The organism is Streptomyces griseorubiginosus, from assembly GCF_001514195.1.
Lineage (GTDB): Bacteria > Actinomycetota > Actinomycetes > Streptomycetales > Streptomycetaceae > Streptomyces > Streptomyces griseorubiginosus.
Genome location: NZ_KQ948740.1, coordinates 382,145 through 397,740 on the forward strand (window position 1 = coordinate 382,145; position 15,596 = coordinate 397,740).

General features: G+C 72.9%; 16 protein-coding genes. 7 read left to right on the forward strand and 9 right to left on the reverse strand.

Annotation, left to right across the window (positions count from 1 at the left end; translation table 11 throughout):
- Positions 1-7 precede the first annotated feature (7 nt).
- Positions 8-1,213, forward strand: a complete 1,206-nt coding sequence (locus AQJ54_RS46865; protein ID WP_169808253.1) for a CHAT domain-containing protein — start codon at positions 8-10, stop codon at positions 1,211-1,213.
- On the opposite strand, the gene AQJ54_RS29725 is transcribed toward AQJ54_RS46865, so the two are convergent.
- Entirely contained in the window at positions 1,206-2,081 is an 876-nt protein-coding gene (locus AQJ54_RS29725; protein ID WP_062242309.1) for a DUF3592 domain-containing protein, read from the reverse strand. The genes AQJ54_RS46865 and AQJ54_RS29725 overlap by 8 nt on opposite strands.
- 273 nt (positions 2,082-2,354) lie before the next feature.
- On the opposite strand from AQJ54_RS29725, the gene dhaK reads away from it, so the two are divergent.
- The 3 genes from dhaK to AQJ54_RS29740 are packed head-to-tail and all read left to right on the forward strand — an operon-like array spanning position 2,355 to position 4,387.
- The gene (dhaK, locus tag AQJ54_RS29730; RefSeq protein WP_062242310.1) at positions 2,355-3,347 is read left to right on the forward strand and encodes a dihydroxyacetone kinase subunit DhaK; all 993 of its coding nucleotides are present in this window, start codon (positions 2,355-2,357) and stop codon (positions 3,345-3,347) included.
- A gap of 37 nt (positions 3,348-3,384) precedes the next feature.
- Positions 3,385-3,984: a dihydroxyacetone kinase subunit DhaL gene (gene dhaL / locus AQJ54_RS29735; RefSeq protein ID WP_062242312.1), complete on the forward strand. Its 600-nt coding sequence runs from the start codon at positions 3,385-3,387 to the stop codon at positions 3,982-3,984.
- Complete coding sequence (locus tag AQJ54_RS29740; RefSeq protein WP_062242314.1) at positions 3,977-4,387, forward strand: PTS-dependent dihydroxyacetone kinase phosphotransferase subunit DhaM; 411 nt, start codon at positions 3,977-3,979, stop codon at positions 4,385-4,387. Before dhaL ends, AQJ54_RS29740 begins: the two co-directional genes overlap by 8 nt.
- 90 nt (positions 4,388-4,477) lie before the next feature.
- Here the strand turns inward: AQJ54_RS29740 and AQJ54_RS29745 are convergent, their stop codons facing one another.
- Positions 4,478-5,200 (reverse strand): glycoside hydrolase family 75 protein, encoded by a 723-nt coding sequence (locus AQJ54_RS29745; protein WP_062242316.1) that lies wholly within the window; start codon positions 5,198-5,200, stop codon positions 4,478-4,480.
- Positions 5,201-5,661: 461 nt separating this feature from the next.
- On the opposite strand from AQJ54_RS29745, the gene AQJ54_RS29750 reads away from it, so the two are divergent.
- Together AQJ54_RS29750 and AQJ54_RS29755 are read left to right on the forward strand one after the other, a co-directional pair.
- Positions 5,662-6,642 (forward strand): fibronectin type III domain-containing protein, encoded by a 981-nt coding sequence (locus AQJ54_RS29750; RefSeq protein ID WP_062242318.1) that lies wholly within the window; start codon positions 5,662-5,664, stop codon positions 6,640-6,642.
- 166 nt (positions 6,643-6,808) lie between these two features.
- Positions 6,809-7,360 carry a hypothetical protein gene (locus AQJ54_RS29755; RefSeq protein WP_062031884.1) on the forward strand — a complete coding sequence of 184 codons (552 nt, stop codon included), beginning with the start codon at positions 6,809-6,811 and terminating at the stop codon, positions 7,358-7,360.
- Positions 7,361-7,453: 93 nt separating this feature from the next.
- Here AQJ54_RS29755 and AQJ54_RS29760 read toward each other — a convergent pair whose 3' ends face one another.
- The 3 genes from AQJ54_RS29760 to AQJ54_RS29770 form a co-directional block, all read right to left on the reverse strand.
- On the reverse strand, positions 7,454-7,996 hold the full coding sequence (locus AQJ54_RS29760) for a PadR family transcriptional regulator (RefSeq protein WP_030324592.1): 543 nt from the start codon (positions 7,994-7,996) through the stop codon (positions 7,454-7,456).
- A gap of 30 nt (positions 7,997-8,026) precedes the next feature.
- The gene (locus tag AQJ54_RS29765; RefSeq protein WP_062242321.1) at positions 8,027-10,042 is read right to left on the reverse strand and encodes an NADPH-dependent 2,4-dienoyl-CoA reductase; all 2,016 of its coding nucleotides are present in this window, start codon (positions 10,040-10,042) and stop codon (positions 8,027-8,029) included.
- 100 nt (positions 10,043-10,142) lie between these two features.
- Positions 10,143-10,997, reverse strand: a complete 855-nt coding sequence (locus tag AQJ54_RS29770; protein ID WP_062242323.1) for a helix-turn-helix transcriptional regulator — start codon at positions 10,995-10,997, stop codon at positions 10,143-10,145.
- A 128-nt stretch (positions 10,998-11,125) separates the two neighbouring features.
- Between AQJ54_RS29770 and AQJ54_RS29775 the strand changes: the two genes are divergently transcribed.
- The gene (locus AQJ54_RS29775) at positions 11,126-11,893 is read left to right on the forward strand and encodes an SDR family oxidoreductase (RefSeq protein WP_062242325.1); all 768 of its coding nucleotides are present in this window, start codon (positions 11,126-11,128) and stop codon (positions 11,891-11,893) included.
- Positions 11,894-11,954: 61 nt separating this feature from the next.
- Here the strand turns inward: AQJ54_RS29775 and AQJ54_RS29780 are convergent, their stop codons facing one another.
- The 4 genes from AQJ54_RS29780 to AQJ54_RS29795 form a co-directional block, all read right to left on the reverse strand.
- Positions 11,955-12,323, reverse strand: a complete 369-nt coding sequence (locus AQJ54_RS29780) for a hypothetical protein (protein ID WP_062031873.1) — start codon at positions 12,321-12,323, stop codon at positions 11,955-11,957.
- 459 nt (positions 12,324-12,782) lie between these two features.
- On the reverse strand, positions 12,783-13,052 hold the full coding sequence (locus tag AQJ54_RS29785) for a DUF3040 domain-containing protein (protein WP_062242327.1): 270 nt from the start codon (positions 13,050-13,052) through the stop codon (positions 12,783-12,785).
- A gap of 28 nt (positions 13,053-13,080) precedes the next feature.
- Complete coding sequence (locus tag AQJ54_RS29790) at positions 13,081-14,322, reverse strand: cation:proton antiporter (RefSeq protein ID WP_062031869.1); 1,242 nt, start codon at positions 14,320-14,322, stop codon at positions 13,081-13,083.
- 171 nt (positions 14,323-14,493) lie between these two features.
- On the reverse strand, positions 14,494-15,369 hold the full coding sequence (locus tag AQJ54_RS29795; RefSeq protein WP_062031866.1) for a hypothetical protein: 876 nt from the start codon (positions 15,367-15,369) through the stop codon (positions 14,494-14,496).
- Positions 15,370-15,596 lie beyond the last annotated feature (227 nt).

Here is a 15,596-nt window from a genome sequence, read left to right on the forward strand (position 1 = left end):
TCTGCACATGACCTGGACGTGGGTCCGTGGCGCACAGGGCTTCGGCACCGGGTACGCGCCGGGGCGGGACGTGGACGAGGCGGTCCGCGCGCTGGACGCGGCGCTGCCTGGAGGCGGCGCGGAAGGCATGCGGCGGGCGTTCGAGTCCGGCGCGCTGGTCTCGTACGAGGACGAGCGGCACCTCTCGCGCACGCTGGCCGAGGTACTGTGGCCGCCGGGGCTGACCGACCAGATCCGCCAGGTGTCCGCCCGCCTGGGGCGGCCGCTGCTGCGGCTCCAGCCGTCGCCCCGGGTGGCCCAGGTCCCGTGGGAGCTGCTCGCCGTGGACGGTGCCGACAGCGACGCACGGCTGATCGACCTCGTGGACCTGGTCACCACGGCACCGGCGTCGCTCCGCCGGGCGAGCACCACGCCGACCGGTCAGGACTCGGACCCGGACGCCGTGATCCTGATCCTCGACCCCCGTGTCCCCGGCTTCCGGGCCGACTCCCCGCTCGGTTCGGTCCTGGGGCGGCCCGGGTCGGACCCGGCGCTGCTGTCCCTCGTGCAGCGCAGGCTCGACGCGGGCGGCGTCGTACCGTCCGTCGGCACCCCCGCCGAGGCGTTCCGCCGCACCGATCTCGACCGCGACTGGCTGGGCGAGGCCCTGCGCAGAGGTGCCCGTCGGTTGCTGTACGTCGGCCATGTCAGCGGTGCCCCCGTCGAGGGCGGGCAGAGCGAGGACGTCACCCTTCATCTGTGCTGCGGCCCCGAGACGACGGGGATGACCGAGCCGGTGCGCTCGCACCGCCCGTTGTCCGCCAAGGACCTCCTCCTGGGCACGCTCGCGCTGCGCGCCGACGGTGTGCCGGGCGCCCGGCTGTGGCCCGCGCCGCCGCGCGTCGCGCTGATCGCCTGCGAGAGCGGGGGCGATCTCCGCTTCGCCGAGTCGTTCGGCCTGGCCGCGGCGATGATCCACAACGGTGCCCGACTGGTCACCGCCACCCGCTGGGTGCTCCCGACCAGCTTCGCCTTTCACCGTCTGGCCGGTCTGCCGGAGTCCGTGCGGCCGCTCACGGACGCGGTGGTGGCCGTGGACGCGGCCCACGAGGACGACGACCCGGTGCGCCACCTCGGCACCTGGCAGCGGGCGCGGCTCGACCTGTGGCGCGCAGGCGGCCGCATCGAGCACTCGCCCCTTCTCTGGGCCGCCCTGACCTGCATCGTCAGGTAAAGGGGCAGGAGTGACGAAGGCACAGGACGCCCAGCCCGATCGCGGCGGTCCCCGCGACGAGCAGCGTGGAGACGAACCGGACGTGCGACGCGCGTTCGCGGTGTTCGTGGTCGGGGTCGGTGGTGAGAAGGGACGGGTCGGCGGGCGCGTACCGGACGGCGACCTCACGGCCCAGGGACCGGCCGATGTCCGCGATGCCCCGCGAGCACAGCGCGGTGACCTCGACGCCCTCGTGGGTGGTGAAGGCGAGGACGCAGGCGTGGCTGACGCTCTCGCCGCCTTCTCCGTCGGCGTGGACGTCCTGGGTGACGGCGACCACGCTCCCCTGGACGGTGACGCCGTCGGCGAGCTGAGCGGCGCGGGCCCGGGCGTACGCGCCGTCCCGGCTGAGCGCGACGACGAGGAGCAGCAGGCAGCCGACGCAGATCAGCCCCCGTTGCCAGTCCCACGCGAAGAACGACTGGACGACCAGTCCCAGGACCAGCAGGATCACCATGCAGTTCGGCCCGCCGGTGCCGGAGGTCCGCCCCTCGCTGTCCAGCATGAGAAGGAACCGTTCCGGCCGTCGCCGTGGGAACCGGACCGGGAACTCCTGCCCCACCCAGGCCACCAGCACCCGGTCACCCCGTCTGTTCTCGTGCCGCAGCCTGAACTCCCGCCCGGTGCCGGGGTCCTGGTACACGATCGTCACCGGTATCCCGCGCTCCCCCGACTCGCCGTGTCCCGGCGGATGCACCTCCACGACCCGAGCCGTCACCCACACCGCCCGCTGCGCCCGGGTCAGCCCGGCCAGCGCACACGCGTACCCCACCGACGCCAGCCCGGCGGGCAGGGTCCACCACCACCAGAGCAGGTTCCGCAGATCCATGTGGCGAGCCTCCCGCCACCGGGGCCCCTACCGATCCCGGGTTCGCCCGCGTGGAGGGCACCTCCGACGATCCGGGGCCCCGCGTCCCCGTCCCCGCCCCCGTTCCCCGACGTGACCTTCGCTGTCCCAAGGTCGATACTGCCCACAGCAGTGCTCTCCGCCCGCGCCCGTGCGACCACCCCCGACCGCCACGATCGACAACTGCATCCATCCACTCTGAGCCGGCGAAACGCCGATCACCGACTTGTCTGTCAATCTCTGGAGGAGACACCCATGAGGATGATCATCAACGTCCCGGAAACCGTGGTCTCGGACGCCCTGCGCGGGATGGCGGCCGCCCATCCGGAGTTGACCGTGGATGTCGAGAACCGTGTGATCGTACGGCGGGACGCCCCCGTCGCCGGGAAGGTCGCCCTGGTATCCGGTGGCGGGTCCGGGCACGAGCCGCTGCACGGCGGGTTCGTCGGGCCCGGCATGCTCTCCGCGGCCTGTCCGGGCGAGGTGTTCACGTCGCCGGTGCCCGATCAGATGGTGCGGGCGGCGGCCGCCGTGGACAGCGGGGCCGGGGTGCTGTTCATCGTGAAGAACTACACCGGTGACGTGCTCAACTTCGACATGGCCGCCGAGCTCGCCGAGGACGAGGGCATCCAGGTCGCCAAGGTGCTCGTGAACGACGACGTCGCCGTCACCGACAGCCTCTACACGGCGGGCCGGCGCGGCACCGGTGCCACCCTGTTCGTGGAGAAGATCGCGGGCGCCGCGGCGGACGAGGGGCAGCCGCTGGAGCGGGTGGCGGCGATCGCCCGTCAGGTCAACGAGAGCTCCCGGAGTTTCGGCGTCGCGCTGAGCGCCTGCACCACGCCCGCCAAGGGCAGCCCGACCTTCGATCTGCCCGACGGTGAGCTGGAGTTGGGGGTGGGCATCCACGGCGAGCCCGGTCGGGAGCGGCGCTCGATGATGACCTCCCGGGAGATCGCCGACTTCTCCGTGCAGGCGATCCTCGACGACATGAGCCCGCGCAATCCCGTGCTCGTCCTGGTCAACGGCATGGGCGCCACACCCCTGTTGGAGCTGTACGGGTTCAACGCCGAGGTGCAGCGGGTGCTCGCCGAACGCGGGGTCGCCGTCGCCCGCACCCTGGTCGGCAACTACGTCACCTCGCTCGACATGGCCGGTGCCTCCGTCACGCTGTGTCAGGTGGACGAGGAGCTGCTGCGGCTGTGGGACGCGCCGGTGAAGACGGCGGGGCTGCGCTGGGGGGTCTGAGCAGGCGATCAACGTACCGACCACGCAAGGAGATCCAGTGTTCGACGCCGACTTCTTCCGCCGTTGGATGACGGCGACCGCCACGTCAGTGGACCGTGAGGCGGAGCGGCTCACCGCTCTCGACTCCCCCATCGGGGACGCCGACCACGGCAGCAACCTCCGGCGCGGCTTCACCGCGGTGACCGCGACCCTGGAGAAGGAGGCCCCGGACACCCCGGGCGGGGTCCTCACCCTCGCCGGACGCCAGCTCATCTCGACGGTCGGCGGCGCTTCGGGGCCCCTCTACGGGACGTTGCTGCGGCGCACCGGCAAAGCGCTCGGGGACGCCTCCGAGGTCAGCGCGGAACAACTGGCCGAGGCGCTGCGGGCGGGCGTGGAGGCGGTCATGACGCTGGGCGGAGCCGCGCCCGGCGACAAGACCATGATCGACGCCCTGGTGCCCGCCGTCGACGCGCTCGGCAGCGGCTTCGCCGCCGCGCGCACGGCCGCCGAGGAGGGGGCGCTCGCCACGACGCCGTTGCAGGCCCGCAAGGGGCGGGCGAGTTACCTCGGTGAGCGCAGCATCGGACATCAGGACCCGGGCGCCACCTCGGCCGCCCTCCTGATCGCAGCTCTCGCGGAGGCAGCCGGTGAGTGACGCAAACCGGGTCGGGATCGTGCTGGTGTCGCACAGCGCCGAGGTGGCCGCGTCGGTCGCCGAGCTGGCGAAGGGGCTCGCGGGCGGCGGCACCGAGGTGCCCGTGGCCGCGGCGGGCGGTACCGAGGGCGGCGGTCTGGGTACGAGTGCGGAGCTGATCGCCGCCGCGGCCGCGTCCGTGGACCGGGGCGCCGGGGTGGCCGTGCTGACCGACCTCGGCAGCGCGGTGCTCACCGTCAAGGCGCTGCTGGCGGAGGGCGACGAACTCCCGGACGGCACACGCCTGGTGGACGCCCCCTTCGTCGAGGGAGCGGTGGCCGCGGTGGTCACGGCCGCCGCCGGCGCCGACCTCACGGCGGTGGAGGCGGCCGCGGCCGAGGCGTACAGCTACCGCAAGGTCTGAACGGCTACCGGAAGGTCTGACGGGCAGTACGCGACGACGTGCGCAGCGGTGGGGGCCTGGCGGGGAATCATCCCCGCCAGGCCCACGCCGTCACCGTCCCTTGCGACTCTTCGCCGCCTCGCCCTGGACGAACTCCCGCGCCAGCCGCTCCCCCAAGGTCACGGCGGCCTGGTGGTCCTCGATGGGCTTCACCCGGGAGTCCTTGAACACGATGTAGGTGACACCGGAGGGCGTGCCGCCGCCGCGGGGGTCGGGGCGGATGCCGAGCGCCTTCGCGGTGGCGTAGGACGCCTCCCCGATGATGCCGCTCGGGCCGACGTCCCCGACGACGGCGTACTGCACCCGGTCCTCGTACACGACGGCCGCGACGGCGCCGCCGTGCACTCCGTGGGCGCGGTAGTCCCAGATCGGGCTCGGGGCCGGGACCACGATGAACGGCAGGCTCTCGGCACTCAGATAGCGGCCGTCGGACTGCTCGTAGGCGGTGGCGTCGGAGAAGAGCGGGTCGGTGCGGCTGTTGCAGCGGCTGCCCGGCCGGCCGTCGCAGTCGATGTCCATGTCGGCCTTCCAGAACACGGCCTCCTTGGTGCCGCAGACCGGGATGGTCGCGGACTTGTCCTCGTCGGCGCGGTAGCGGCCGCGCGAGACGGGAACGCAGTCCCGCACCCGGGCCAGCAGGTCGGCGGCCGGGACGGTGCCCTCCCGCCGCACCACCGGCTCCGTCCGGGCGGTGGCGACCCCCACGGCGGGGGCTGCCGTGGGGGCGAGCAGAGCGGCGCTTGCCGCGGCCAGCGTCAGCGACTGGACACGCACGATAAGGGACCCTCTCCTCGGGTGCATTGACGGGCACTCAGCCCAATCTGATGCGCTCTCAGCGCAGCGGCCACCGCAAGGGGTCCGGACGGGGCAGGAACGAGGCAGGACGCGGACGGGGCAGGGACGCGAAGGGGGCGGTGACGCGAGGGGGGCGCTGACGCGAGGGGGGCGCTGACGCGAAGGGCGCGGTGACGCGAAGGGGGCGGGAGCCGGGGGCCGGAGTCCTCGGCGGATCCCGGCCACCCTGCCACCCGTACGGGCGCGGGAACAGCGACGACGGCGGCCCGCGCCACCGGCGCGAACTCCCCGTGACTCTTGGCGAGTTCGGCCTGGAGAGGCTTCAGCATACGTAACCGTCCGGAGCCCGGCCCACGCGGTCGCCCCTCTTGCCGTGGGCCCACCCCCGGCGCCATATTGGTCCGGACCATTGCCGTGCTGTCCTGCGGGGAGGCCGAGACGTGCGAGGCGTACCCGTCCCCCTGGCCCTGTGCGCGGCACTCCTGCTCGTCGGTTCCTGCGGGTGCGGCGGTCCGGACGACGGGGAGAGCGGCCCGTTGCCCGCCGCCCCCGGGGGCGTCACCGCGACCGCGGGCAGCGCCACGAGCGTCCATGTGATGTGGAACGCCGTCGGCGCGGGGATCGACCGCTACGAGGTGTATCGCGGCACCACAAAGGTCCAGGATGTGCCCGCTTCGCAGCACATGGTGGATGTCACCAGGCTCCGGCCCGCTACCCGGTATGTCTTCAGCGTGCGGGCCCGCGACACCGAGGGACGTCTCGGCCCGCCGAGCCCGCAGGTGCGGGCGACGACTCCCGCGGCCGTGGCGGCGGACCGCTCGGCCCCGACCCGCCCGGACGAACTGCGCGGCCGGACGGCGGGCAGCCGGGCCGTCCAGCTGAGCTGGTCCGCCTCCTCGGACGACCGGGACGTGGTGTCGTACGACATCTACCAGGGCGGCAGCAAGATCCACAGCGTGGGCGGGGCCCAGACGGCGGCCGTGGTCACGGGACTGCGTCCGGGCACGCGCTACTCGTTCACGGTCCGGGCCCGGGACGCGGCCGGCAACCTCTCACCGGCCGCGCCGGACGTTCGGCTCAGCACGCCGGGCGGCGACGACGGCCGGGACACCGCCCCGACGGACTTCCGCGCCACGGCCCGGCTCGGCGATGACGGGGCGTACTACCTGGACCTGGCCTGGCTCCCGCCCCGGACGGACGGGGTCGTCACCGAGTACCAGGTCCGTCTCGACGGCGCGGCCGCCACCTCGCTCGTGTTCGGCGGGACACCGCCGCGCGGGAGGACGACGTACAGCTTCTATCTGGGGCGCGAGGCCGGCGAGCGCCACCGGGTGCGGATCAGGGCCCGGCTGCCCGACGGCACCTGGGGCGGGCTGTCGGCCCAGCGGACGGTCACGACGGGCGCCGCCGCCTCCCCGTGACGGCGACTCACCCCTGCGCCGGGCGAGGGACCGCGTCACCTGTACGGCGGCGCCCGGCATGCGGGCGGGGCCGCGAGCGCATTGGCTGCCCCTGAGGCAGCACGGGCTTCCCCCACCTCGGCGGCGCCACGGATGTACCGCCAACCGTGCCGCCGGAGGGCAGTCCATGCGCACTATTCAGCCACTTCTCCGCTCCGGCCTGACCGTCGCGGCCGTCGCCGCGCTGCCGCTCGCCCTGACCGCCGGGTCCGCCGCGGCAGGCCCCGGGATCTCCGTGAGCACCTCCGGATCCACGGTCTCCGTCACCACGACGGCATGTTCCCGCACCGCCCCCACCGGCGGCTGGGGCACCGCCTCGCTGCTCACCAGCAGCCAGGCCAACTTCAGCCAGGGCCGCCAGGTGGCCCTGTCGGGGACCACCTCGCTCCAGTCGGCCGCCTGGTCGAACGTGAGCCCCGGGACGTACACCGTCATCGTGATGTGCGCCTACAACAACAGCACGGCGGGCACCCAGTCGATCATCGTGTCGGGCTCGGCCACGCCCACGACCTCGTCGACGGCCTCCGCCTCCCCCTCGCGCGGCGTCCTGGGCGGTCTGGGCGGGGCCACCAAGGACTACGGCACCCTGACGCTGGCGGTCGGCGGCGGTCTGGTGGCGGTCGGCGCGGCGGCCACGGCGTGGTTCCTGCGCCGCCGGTCGCGGCCGTACCGCCTCTGAACGCCTGCCGGGCACGGGAGCTCGCCGAACGCCCCTTCAGTTCTCCGGAGTTCGCCGAACGCCGTCAGCTCTCCGGGAGTTCGCCGAACACCCTCAGCTGTCCGGGAGTTCGGCCAGCTCCTCCAGCGCCTCGGTGAGCCACTGCGTCCAGAAGGTCTCCAGTTCGATGCCCGCGCGCAGGACCAGGTGCTGAAGCCTGGCCTGCGCGCTGTCCTTTCCGGGCGGGAAGTCGCGGTCCTGGATCTGCTCGTACTCCGCCAACTGCCGCCGGTGCAGGTCGAGATGGCGGCGCAGATCGGCTTCCAGGCCGTCCGTGCCGACGACGGCGGCCGCGCGCAGCCGCAGCAGCAGGGCGTCCCGGTGCGGCTTGGGGTCCTGCGCCGCGGCCGTCCAGCGTTCGAGTTCGGCGCGGCCCGCGGGCAGGACCTCGTAGCTCTTCTTCTGGCCCCGGCTCGGCCGGTCCTCCGGGATGGCCCGGATGTAGCCCTCGGCCTCCAGTTTTCCCAGCTCGCGATAGATCTGCTGGTGCGAGGCCGACCAGAAGTAGCCGATCGACCTGTCGAACCGACGGGTCAGGTCCAGCCCCGCCGACGGCCTTTCGAGCAGTGCGGTGAGGATCGCATGCGGGAGTGACATGGAGTCATCCTAGGGACGGCCGGACGAGTTCTAGAGGGCCGCCGCGACCTCGGTGCCCTGCCTGATGGCCCGCTTGGCGTCCAGTTCGGCGGCCACGTCGGCCCCGCCGATCAGGTGCGCGCTGCGGCCCGCGGCGACGAGCTCCTCGTACAGGTCCCGGCGGGGTTCCTGGCCCGTGCACAGCACGATGGTGTCGACCTCCAGGACGGTGCTCTCCTCGCCGACGGTGATGTGCAGGCCGGCGTCGTCGACACGGTCGTAGCGCACGCCCGGGACCATGGTGACGCCCCGGTGCTTGAGCTCGGTGCGGTGGATCCAGCCGGTGGTCTTGCCGAGCCCGGCGCCGACCTTGCTGGTCTTGCGCTGGAGGAGGTGCACGGTGCGGGGCGGTGCGGGGCGCTCGGGGGCGCCGAGTCCGCCGGGTGCCGTGTAGTCCATGTCCACGCCCCACTGGCGGAAGTACGTCGCCGGGTCCTCGTGCGCCTTGTCGCCGCCGTCGGTGAGGAACTCGGCGACGTCGAAGCCGATGCCCCCGGCGCCGAGGATCGCGACCCGGTCGCCGACGGGCACGTTGTCGCGCAGGACGTCGAGGTAGCCGACCACGCTGGGGTGGTCGAGGCCCGGGATGTCGGGGGTGCGCGGGGTGACGCCGGTGGCGACGACGACCTCGTCGTACTCCGTCAAGTCGCCGGAGAGCACCGGGGTGTTGAGCCGTACGTCCACGCCGTGGGCGTCGAGCTGGTGGCGGAAGTAGCGGATCGTCTCGTCGAACTCCTGCTTGCCGGGGACCTTGCGGGCCACGTTGAGCTGGCCGCCGATCTCGCTCGCGGCGTCGAAGAGGGTGACCTCGTGGCCGCGTTCGGCGGCGGAGACCGCGCAGGCGAGACCCGCGGGACCGGCGCCGACGACCGCGACCCGCTTCTTGAGCCGGGTCGGGGACAGCACCAGCTCGGTCTCGTGACAGGCGCGGGGGTTCACCAGGCAGGAGGTGATCTGGAGGCTGAAGGTGTGGTCGAGGCACGCCTGGTTGCAGCCGATACAGGTGTTGATGGCCTCGGGGCGCCCCTCGGCCGCCTTGTTCACGAAGTCGGGGTCGGCGAGCATCGGGCGGGCCATCGACACCATGTCCGCGTGGCCGTCGGCGAGCAACTGCTCTGCCAGCTCGGGGGTGTTGATGCGGTTGGTGGTCACCAGCGGCACCGACACCTCGCCCATGAGCCGCTTGGTCACCCAGGTGTAGGCGCCGCGCGGCACGGAGGTGGCGATGGTGGGGATGCGGGCCTCGTGCCAGCCGATGCCGGTGTTGATGATCGTGGCCCCGGCCGCCTCGACGGCCCTGGCGAGCGTGATCACCTCGTCCAGGGTGGAGCCGCCCGGGACCAGGTCCAGCATGGACAGCCGGTAGACGATGATGAAGTCCTCGCCGACCGCCTCCCGCACCCGGCGCACGATCTCGACCGGGAAGCGCATGCGGTTCTCGTACGAGCCGCCCCAGCGGTCGGTGCGCTGGTTGGTCTGGGCCGCGATGAACTCGTTGATGAGGTAACCCTCGGAGCCCATGATCTCCACGCCGTCGTAGCCGGCCTGCCGGGCGAGGCGGGCGGCGCGGGCGTAGTCGTCGATGGTCCGCTCGACCTCGGCGTCGGTGAGCTCGCGGGGCGGGAAGGGGCTGATCGGTGCCTGGAGGGGGCTCGGGGCGACGAGGTCCTGGTGGTAGGCGTACCGGCCGAAGTGCAGGATCTGCATGGCGATCCTGCCGCCCTCGCGGTGCACGGCCTCGGTGACGGTGCGGTGCTGCTCGGCCTCCGCGTCGGTGGTGAGCTTGGCGCCGCCCTCGTAGGGCCGGCCCTCGTCGTTGGGGGCGATGCCGCCGGTGACGATCAGGCCCACGCCGCCCCGCGCGCGGGCTGCGTAGAAGGCCGCCATGCGGTCGAAGCCGCGCTCGGCCTCCTCCAGGCCGACGTGCATCGAGCCCATCAGGACGCGGTTGGGCAGCGTGGTGAAGCCCAGGTCGAGCGGGCTCAGCAGGTGCGGGTAACGGCTCATCGGGGCCCTCCGTCGCGGTCTCGTCCTCCCTGTTGTAGAGGACCCCGACCCGTTTATGCAACTAGTTGCATAACGGGGTGACGAGAACCACGTGGCTTCCTCAGGCCCCGGCCGGTCCGTCCGCCCGGGCTCTGGGAACCTCAGCCGCCACCAGGCTCCCCAGCAGGGCGAGCGCCTGCTCGGAGGGGCTGCCCGGTTCCGCCTGGTACACGACCAGCTGCTGGTCGGGGGCACTGTTGACGGTCAGCGACTCGTAGTCCAGGGTCAGCTCGCCGACCAGCGGATGCCGGAAGCGTTTGCTCTCGCGGGTCTTGCGACGGATGTCATGACGGGCCCAGAGTCTGCGGAACTCCTCGCTGCGCAACGACAGTTCGCCGACCGTGGCGATCATGCGCGGGTCCTCCCGGGCGGTTCCCGCGCAGGCCCTCAGCGCCGCCACGGAGTTCATCGCCACGGCGTCCCAGTCCGGGTAGAACTCCCGGGCGTCCGGGTCCAGGAAGACCAGGCGCAGCAGGTCCCCGCTGTGGGCGTGGCCCGCGAACAGCGCGCCGCCCAGGTGGTTGTGGGCCAGCACGGTGAGGCAGCGGCCCAGGACCAGCGCCGGGGTGCGGTGCCAGCCCTCCATCATCCGCAGCAGGGCGGGACTGACGGCTTCCGGCTGCGGACGCGCCCGTGTGCCGACGGGGCGTGCCAGTCGGTGCAGATGGTCGGCCGCGTCCTCCTCCAGGCCCAGCGCCCTGGCCAGCGCGTCGACCACCTGCGCCGAGGGGCTGCGCTCGCGGCCCTGCTCCAGGCGGACGTAGTAGTCGGTGCTGACGCCGGCCAGCACCGCGACCTCCTCCCGACGCAGACCCGCCACCCGGCGCCGGCTGCCGGCCGGCAGCCCCGCCTCCTCGGGCCGGACGAGGGCACGGCGGGCCCGCAGGAAGAGCCCGAGCGGGTTGTCACTGTCCATGCCGTCGACCCTAGGTCCGGCCGGAGGTGCGCGGGAGCCCCCAAGGTGGCCGCGGTACTCCTACGATCCACTCTCCTCGGGGTGGTACGGCCTGGTCAGAGGCCTGGGCCGCCCGCACTGTGGACGGCATGACAGACACCTGGAACCTCACCCACCGCGTCGCGGTCGTCACCGGCGCCTCCAGCGGGATCGGCGCGGCCACGGCCCGGCGACTCGCCGCCGGCGGAGCGAGCGTCGCCCTGCTGGGCCGCCGCGAGGAGCGGCTCAGGACACTGGCCGACGAGCTGGGCCGTACCGCCGCCGGACAGATCCTGCCGGTGGCCGTGGACCTGACCGACTCGGCCGCGCTCTCCCGCGCGGCCGCCACGGTGACCGGGACGCTCGGTACCGTCGACCTGGTCGTGGCCAACGCCGGCGTCATGCTCGGCGCCCCCTTCGAACGGGCCGCCACCGACGAGTGGGACCGAATGATCGACATCAACCTGCGCGGCCTGCTGCACACCGCCCGCGCCTTCACGGAGGACCTCCTCAGCGCGGCTGCCCGCGGCGGCCGGGCGGACCTCGTCCACGTCGGCTCGGTCGGCGGGCACCTCCTCTTCCCGGACTGGTCCGTCTACTGCGCCACCAAGGCGGCCGTAGCCCACCTCACCCGCAATCTGCGCGCCGAACTCGGGCCGCGGGGGGTCCGCGTGAAGAACATCGAGCCGGGGGTCACCACCACCGAACTGGGCGCGGACATGCGGGACGTGGAGACACGGGCGTCCCTGTCCCGGCTGCGCACCGACGTGAACGCCCTGACCGCCGAGGACATCGCGGAGGCCATCGCCTTCGCGGCGGCGGCCCCGCCGAACGTCAACGTGGCGGAGATGGTGGTGGTACCGGTGGGCCAGGGCTGACCCCCCAGGGACGGGAACCGCGCGACCGGTCGTCGCGGCACCACGGCCGACGAATGACGACTCAGCGGCTCTCCAGCCGCACGTGCAGTTCCCGCTCCTGGTCCCCCGACATGGAGGCGAGGTCCCGCACCGTGAACATCGAGTCCAGGGTGGTCCGCAACTGCTCGATGGCCCAGTAGCCGCCCTGCGCGTCGGCCTCCACGGAGGACGACAGCCGGGCGGGGGGCGGGCAGGAACGCGCCTCGGTCACCTCGAACGTCCCCAGCCAGACCATCGGCCGCGACTCGTGGAGTTTCTGCGGTACCTCGTCGGCGCCCCGGTCGGACTCGAAGCACGCGGTCAGTGTGTCGAAGACGATCCGGGCGTCCTCCGCGCTGCATCCGCTGATCTCCAGGGAGACGGACTCGTCGTGCGTTCGCTCACGATCCATCGTGGTCGCTCCTTCCGTGACGATGACCGGACCGCCGGGTTCCCCGCGAACCGCGCCACACCCTCAGAAAACCACCACCTCCGCCGGAGCACTACCGGCGGACCGGGGGGCCTGGCGACGGCCGCTCTATAGGCGACCGGCCACGTCGGAGGGCGACCGGGCACCTCGGACGGCGGCTGGCGACCTCAGAGCCCGACCGGCGCCCCCGGAGCCCGACTGGCGGCCTCCGGCACAGGCGATCACCCTCCCGGGGGCTCCGTCGTGGTGTGAGGTGCCTGTCCTGATGCGGGGTCGCAGGTCGTGATGCTGGGCTGCCGGTTGTGCCGCGGAGCAGGCCGTCCACCTCGGAGGGCGCCCAGCGATGTGCGGCCCGGCGCCCCCACCGCACATCCGGCAGCCCCATCGCACGCCCCGCACCCCCACATCACGCCCCGCACTCCCACACCGCCCCCCTCCACGTCACCGGTGCCGCTCGTCCCTGTGCGGGTCGAACAGGGGGACCGCGATGCCGGCGAGTACCAGGCCCGCGGCCACCAGGATGCCTTCCGGGAGGGCCATGCCGGAGATCAGGAGGAGGACGGCGACGGCGAGGGTGCCCCACGCCCCCGTGCGCCGGTACTCGCGGGGCCTGGCGGGGCGGCCCGAGCCCAGCGCGCGGGCGAACCGTGGGTCGTCACGCTCCAGTCGTGCCGCGAGGTCGACCAGGTGCTCGTCGTCGGGCCGGCCCATGACTCCTCCTTCGCACGGCGGACGTCCGCTACCGTTCCGCGTCCGCCCCCACCGGGACGGAGACCGGCCGCGGGGTGGTGTCGTCGTCCCCGGGCGTCCGGGCACGACGACGGGACCCCAGGGCCCGGGCCAGCAGATGGGCCCGCCCCGCGGCCACAGGACCGAGAACGGCCAGGACAAGGACATACCCGGCGATGAACGGCGCCAGACGTGCGTCGAGTCCCGCGCTCGCCGCCATCGCGCCGAGGATCAGGGCGAATTCGCCGCGGGCGACGAGGGTGGTGGCGATGTCGGCGGCGGGCTGCGCGCCGTAGCCGTACAGGCGGGCGACGAGCAGACCGGCGACGATGTTCATCACGATGGTCACGGCGGCCGCGGCGGCGACGGGTCCGGCGACGGACGTGACGACACCGGGGTCGATCGACAGCCCGAAGGCGAAGAAGAAGATGGCCGCGAAGGCGTCCCGAAGCGGGTGCACCAGGCTGCGGATGCGGGGCCCCGAGGGGGTGCCGGCCAGGATCAGGCCCACCATGAAGGCGCCGATGGCGTCGGCCACGCCGAGCACCTCGGAGACGCCCGCGACGAGGACCGCGGCGCCGAGGAAGCTGATGACCAGCAGTTCGTTGTCCCGGACGTGGATCAGCCGGCCGATCAAGCGCGTCCCGTAACGGGCGGCCACGGCCAGCACGATCAGGAACCCGAAGGCCTTGCCCGCCTGGAGGAGCATCTCCACGGGTCCGCGCGCACCGCTGATGACCGGCTGGAGTGCGGCCAGGTACAGGGCGAGGAAGATGTCCTCCACGACGATCACGCCGAGGATCAGCCGGGTCTCGGGGCGGCCGATCCGACCCAGGTCGATGAGGATCTTGGTGACGATCGCCGACGAGGAGATGCCGAGGACCCCGGCGAGCACCAGGGCCTCCCGGGTCCCCCAGCCGAGCGCGAACCCGAAGCCGAGTCCGGCGCCGACGTTCGCCAGGAGGTAGATCCCGCCGGCGGCGAGCAGTCGCCTGCCTCCTTCGCGCAGGTCGTCGACGTGGAACTCCAGGCCCAGGTAGAACAGCAGCAGCACCAGGCCGAGCGCGGAGAGCATCTCGAAGTCGTGCGGATCCTCGACCAGCACCAGGCCCGGGGTGTGGGGGCCGAGCAGGATGCCGGCGAGCATGAAGAGCGGGATGGTCGGCAGTCCGATGCGGCCGCCGAGCCGGGCGAGGAAGGCGGCGGCGAGGAAGGCGCCGCCCATGGCGAGGAGGGTGTCAGCGTGTCCCACGGGTCACCTCCCCCGGGGGCGCGGTCGGGCGTTCGTGCTGTGCCTTTCGGGGATGGATGCGACGACTCCTTCGTCAGTGGATGTGCGTTCCACCGTCGCATCCGGTCCCCCGGCCCGGCCATCGGTGCCGACCCCCATTTCCGCGAGGGCCGGCACTTCTCGCCGCGGGGCTCAACTCCTGGTGAAGCGGTACGTCTTGCTGTCCGTCAGCACACAGAAGCCGGGTGAGACGACGATCACGCGCAGGGTTCCGGTGCGGCGGTCGTAGTCGATGCCCTCCGCTTCGAAGGAGCCGGAGCAGGAGCTGCGCAGGGGCAGTTGGCGCAGTGCCGTGACATGTCCGGTGACGTTCGCCGAGCCGGTCGGGGCGGCGGACAGGTCGACCTGGAGGAGCGGCTTGGTGTAGCCGAAGAGGGTGCCGGCCGGGTCGTCGGAGGAGCACAGCAGCCGGGTGGCGGTCACGAAGTCGCAGCCCTGTACGTCCCGTACGGCGTGGTCGAGGGTGACGGTGGCCGCCTGCGGGAGGTTCGCCGAGGGTGAGGTGCTCGCGTTGACGCCGGGCGTGGGCAGGACCAGGAAGCGGGTCATGGTGCCCCACTCGCCGGTGAGCATCCACTGACCGTCGGGCGAGATCGCCACCCAGGAGTTGTTGAGGGCCTCGCCGGGGCTGAGGGTGTGGACGTACTCGGACCAGGTGCCGTCCGGGGCCTGCACGCGGTACATCTTCGCGGTGCCGGAGTCGGCCTGGTAGGGCTCGACATAGTGGCCGTCGTAGGAGGCGTCGGGGTCGCCCACGTGGTTCCAGCCCCGCGTGGAGACGCCGAAGGGGATGGTGCCGATGCCGGTGTACCGGTTGGCGGAGTTGGCCGGGACCTCGACGGAGGTCAGGCCCTGGCTCTCGGTGAGCGGGTCGGCACGGTCGGAGCCCACCTCGGTCCAGGTGTCGGCGGCGGAGGCCGGCGGTGCGGCGGCCAGGAGGGCCGTCGCGGTGAGGGTGACGAGGGCGGCGAGGACCGCGCGCGAGCGCTGTCTGACGCGCAGGGGCATGGAGGGACTCCTGGGGCTCCTGGGGCGGGGGGGTGAGGTGGCTCGGCGGACAGTCTGGCGCCCCGTGACGGTCATGTACAGACCAAGTGAATGAACACGGGGGCGCCGGAAGGAAGCGGGCGGGTGTTCGTCACCCCGGCGCACTTCACCGGACGCGCGCCCCCGTGTTGAGGGATGGTGGAAGAACACCACCGCGTGGCCACAGAGACGGCTGCACGCGGTAGAAC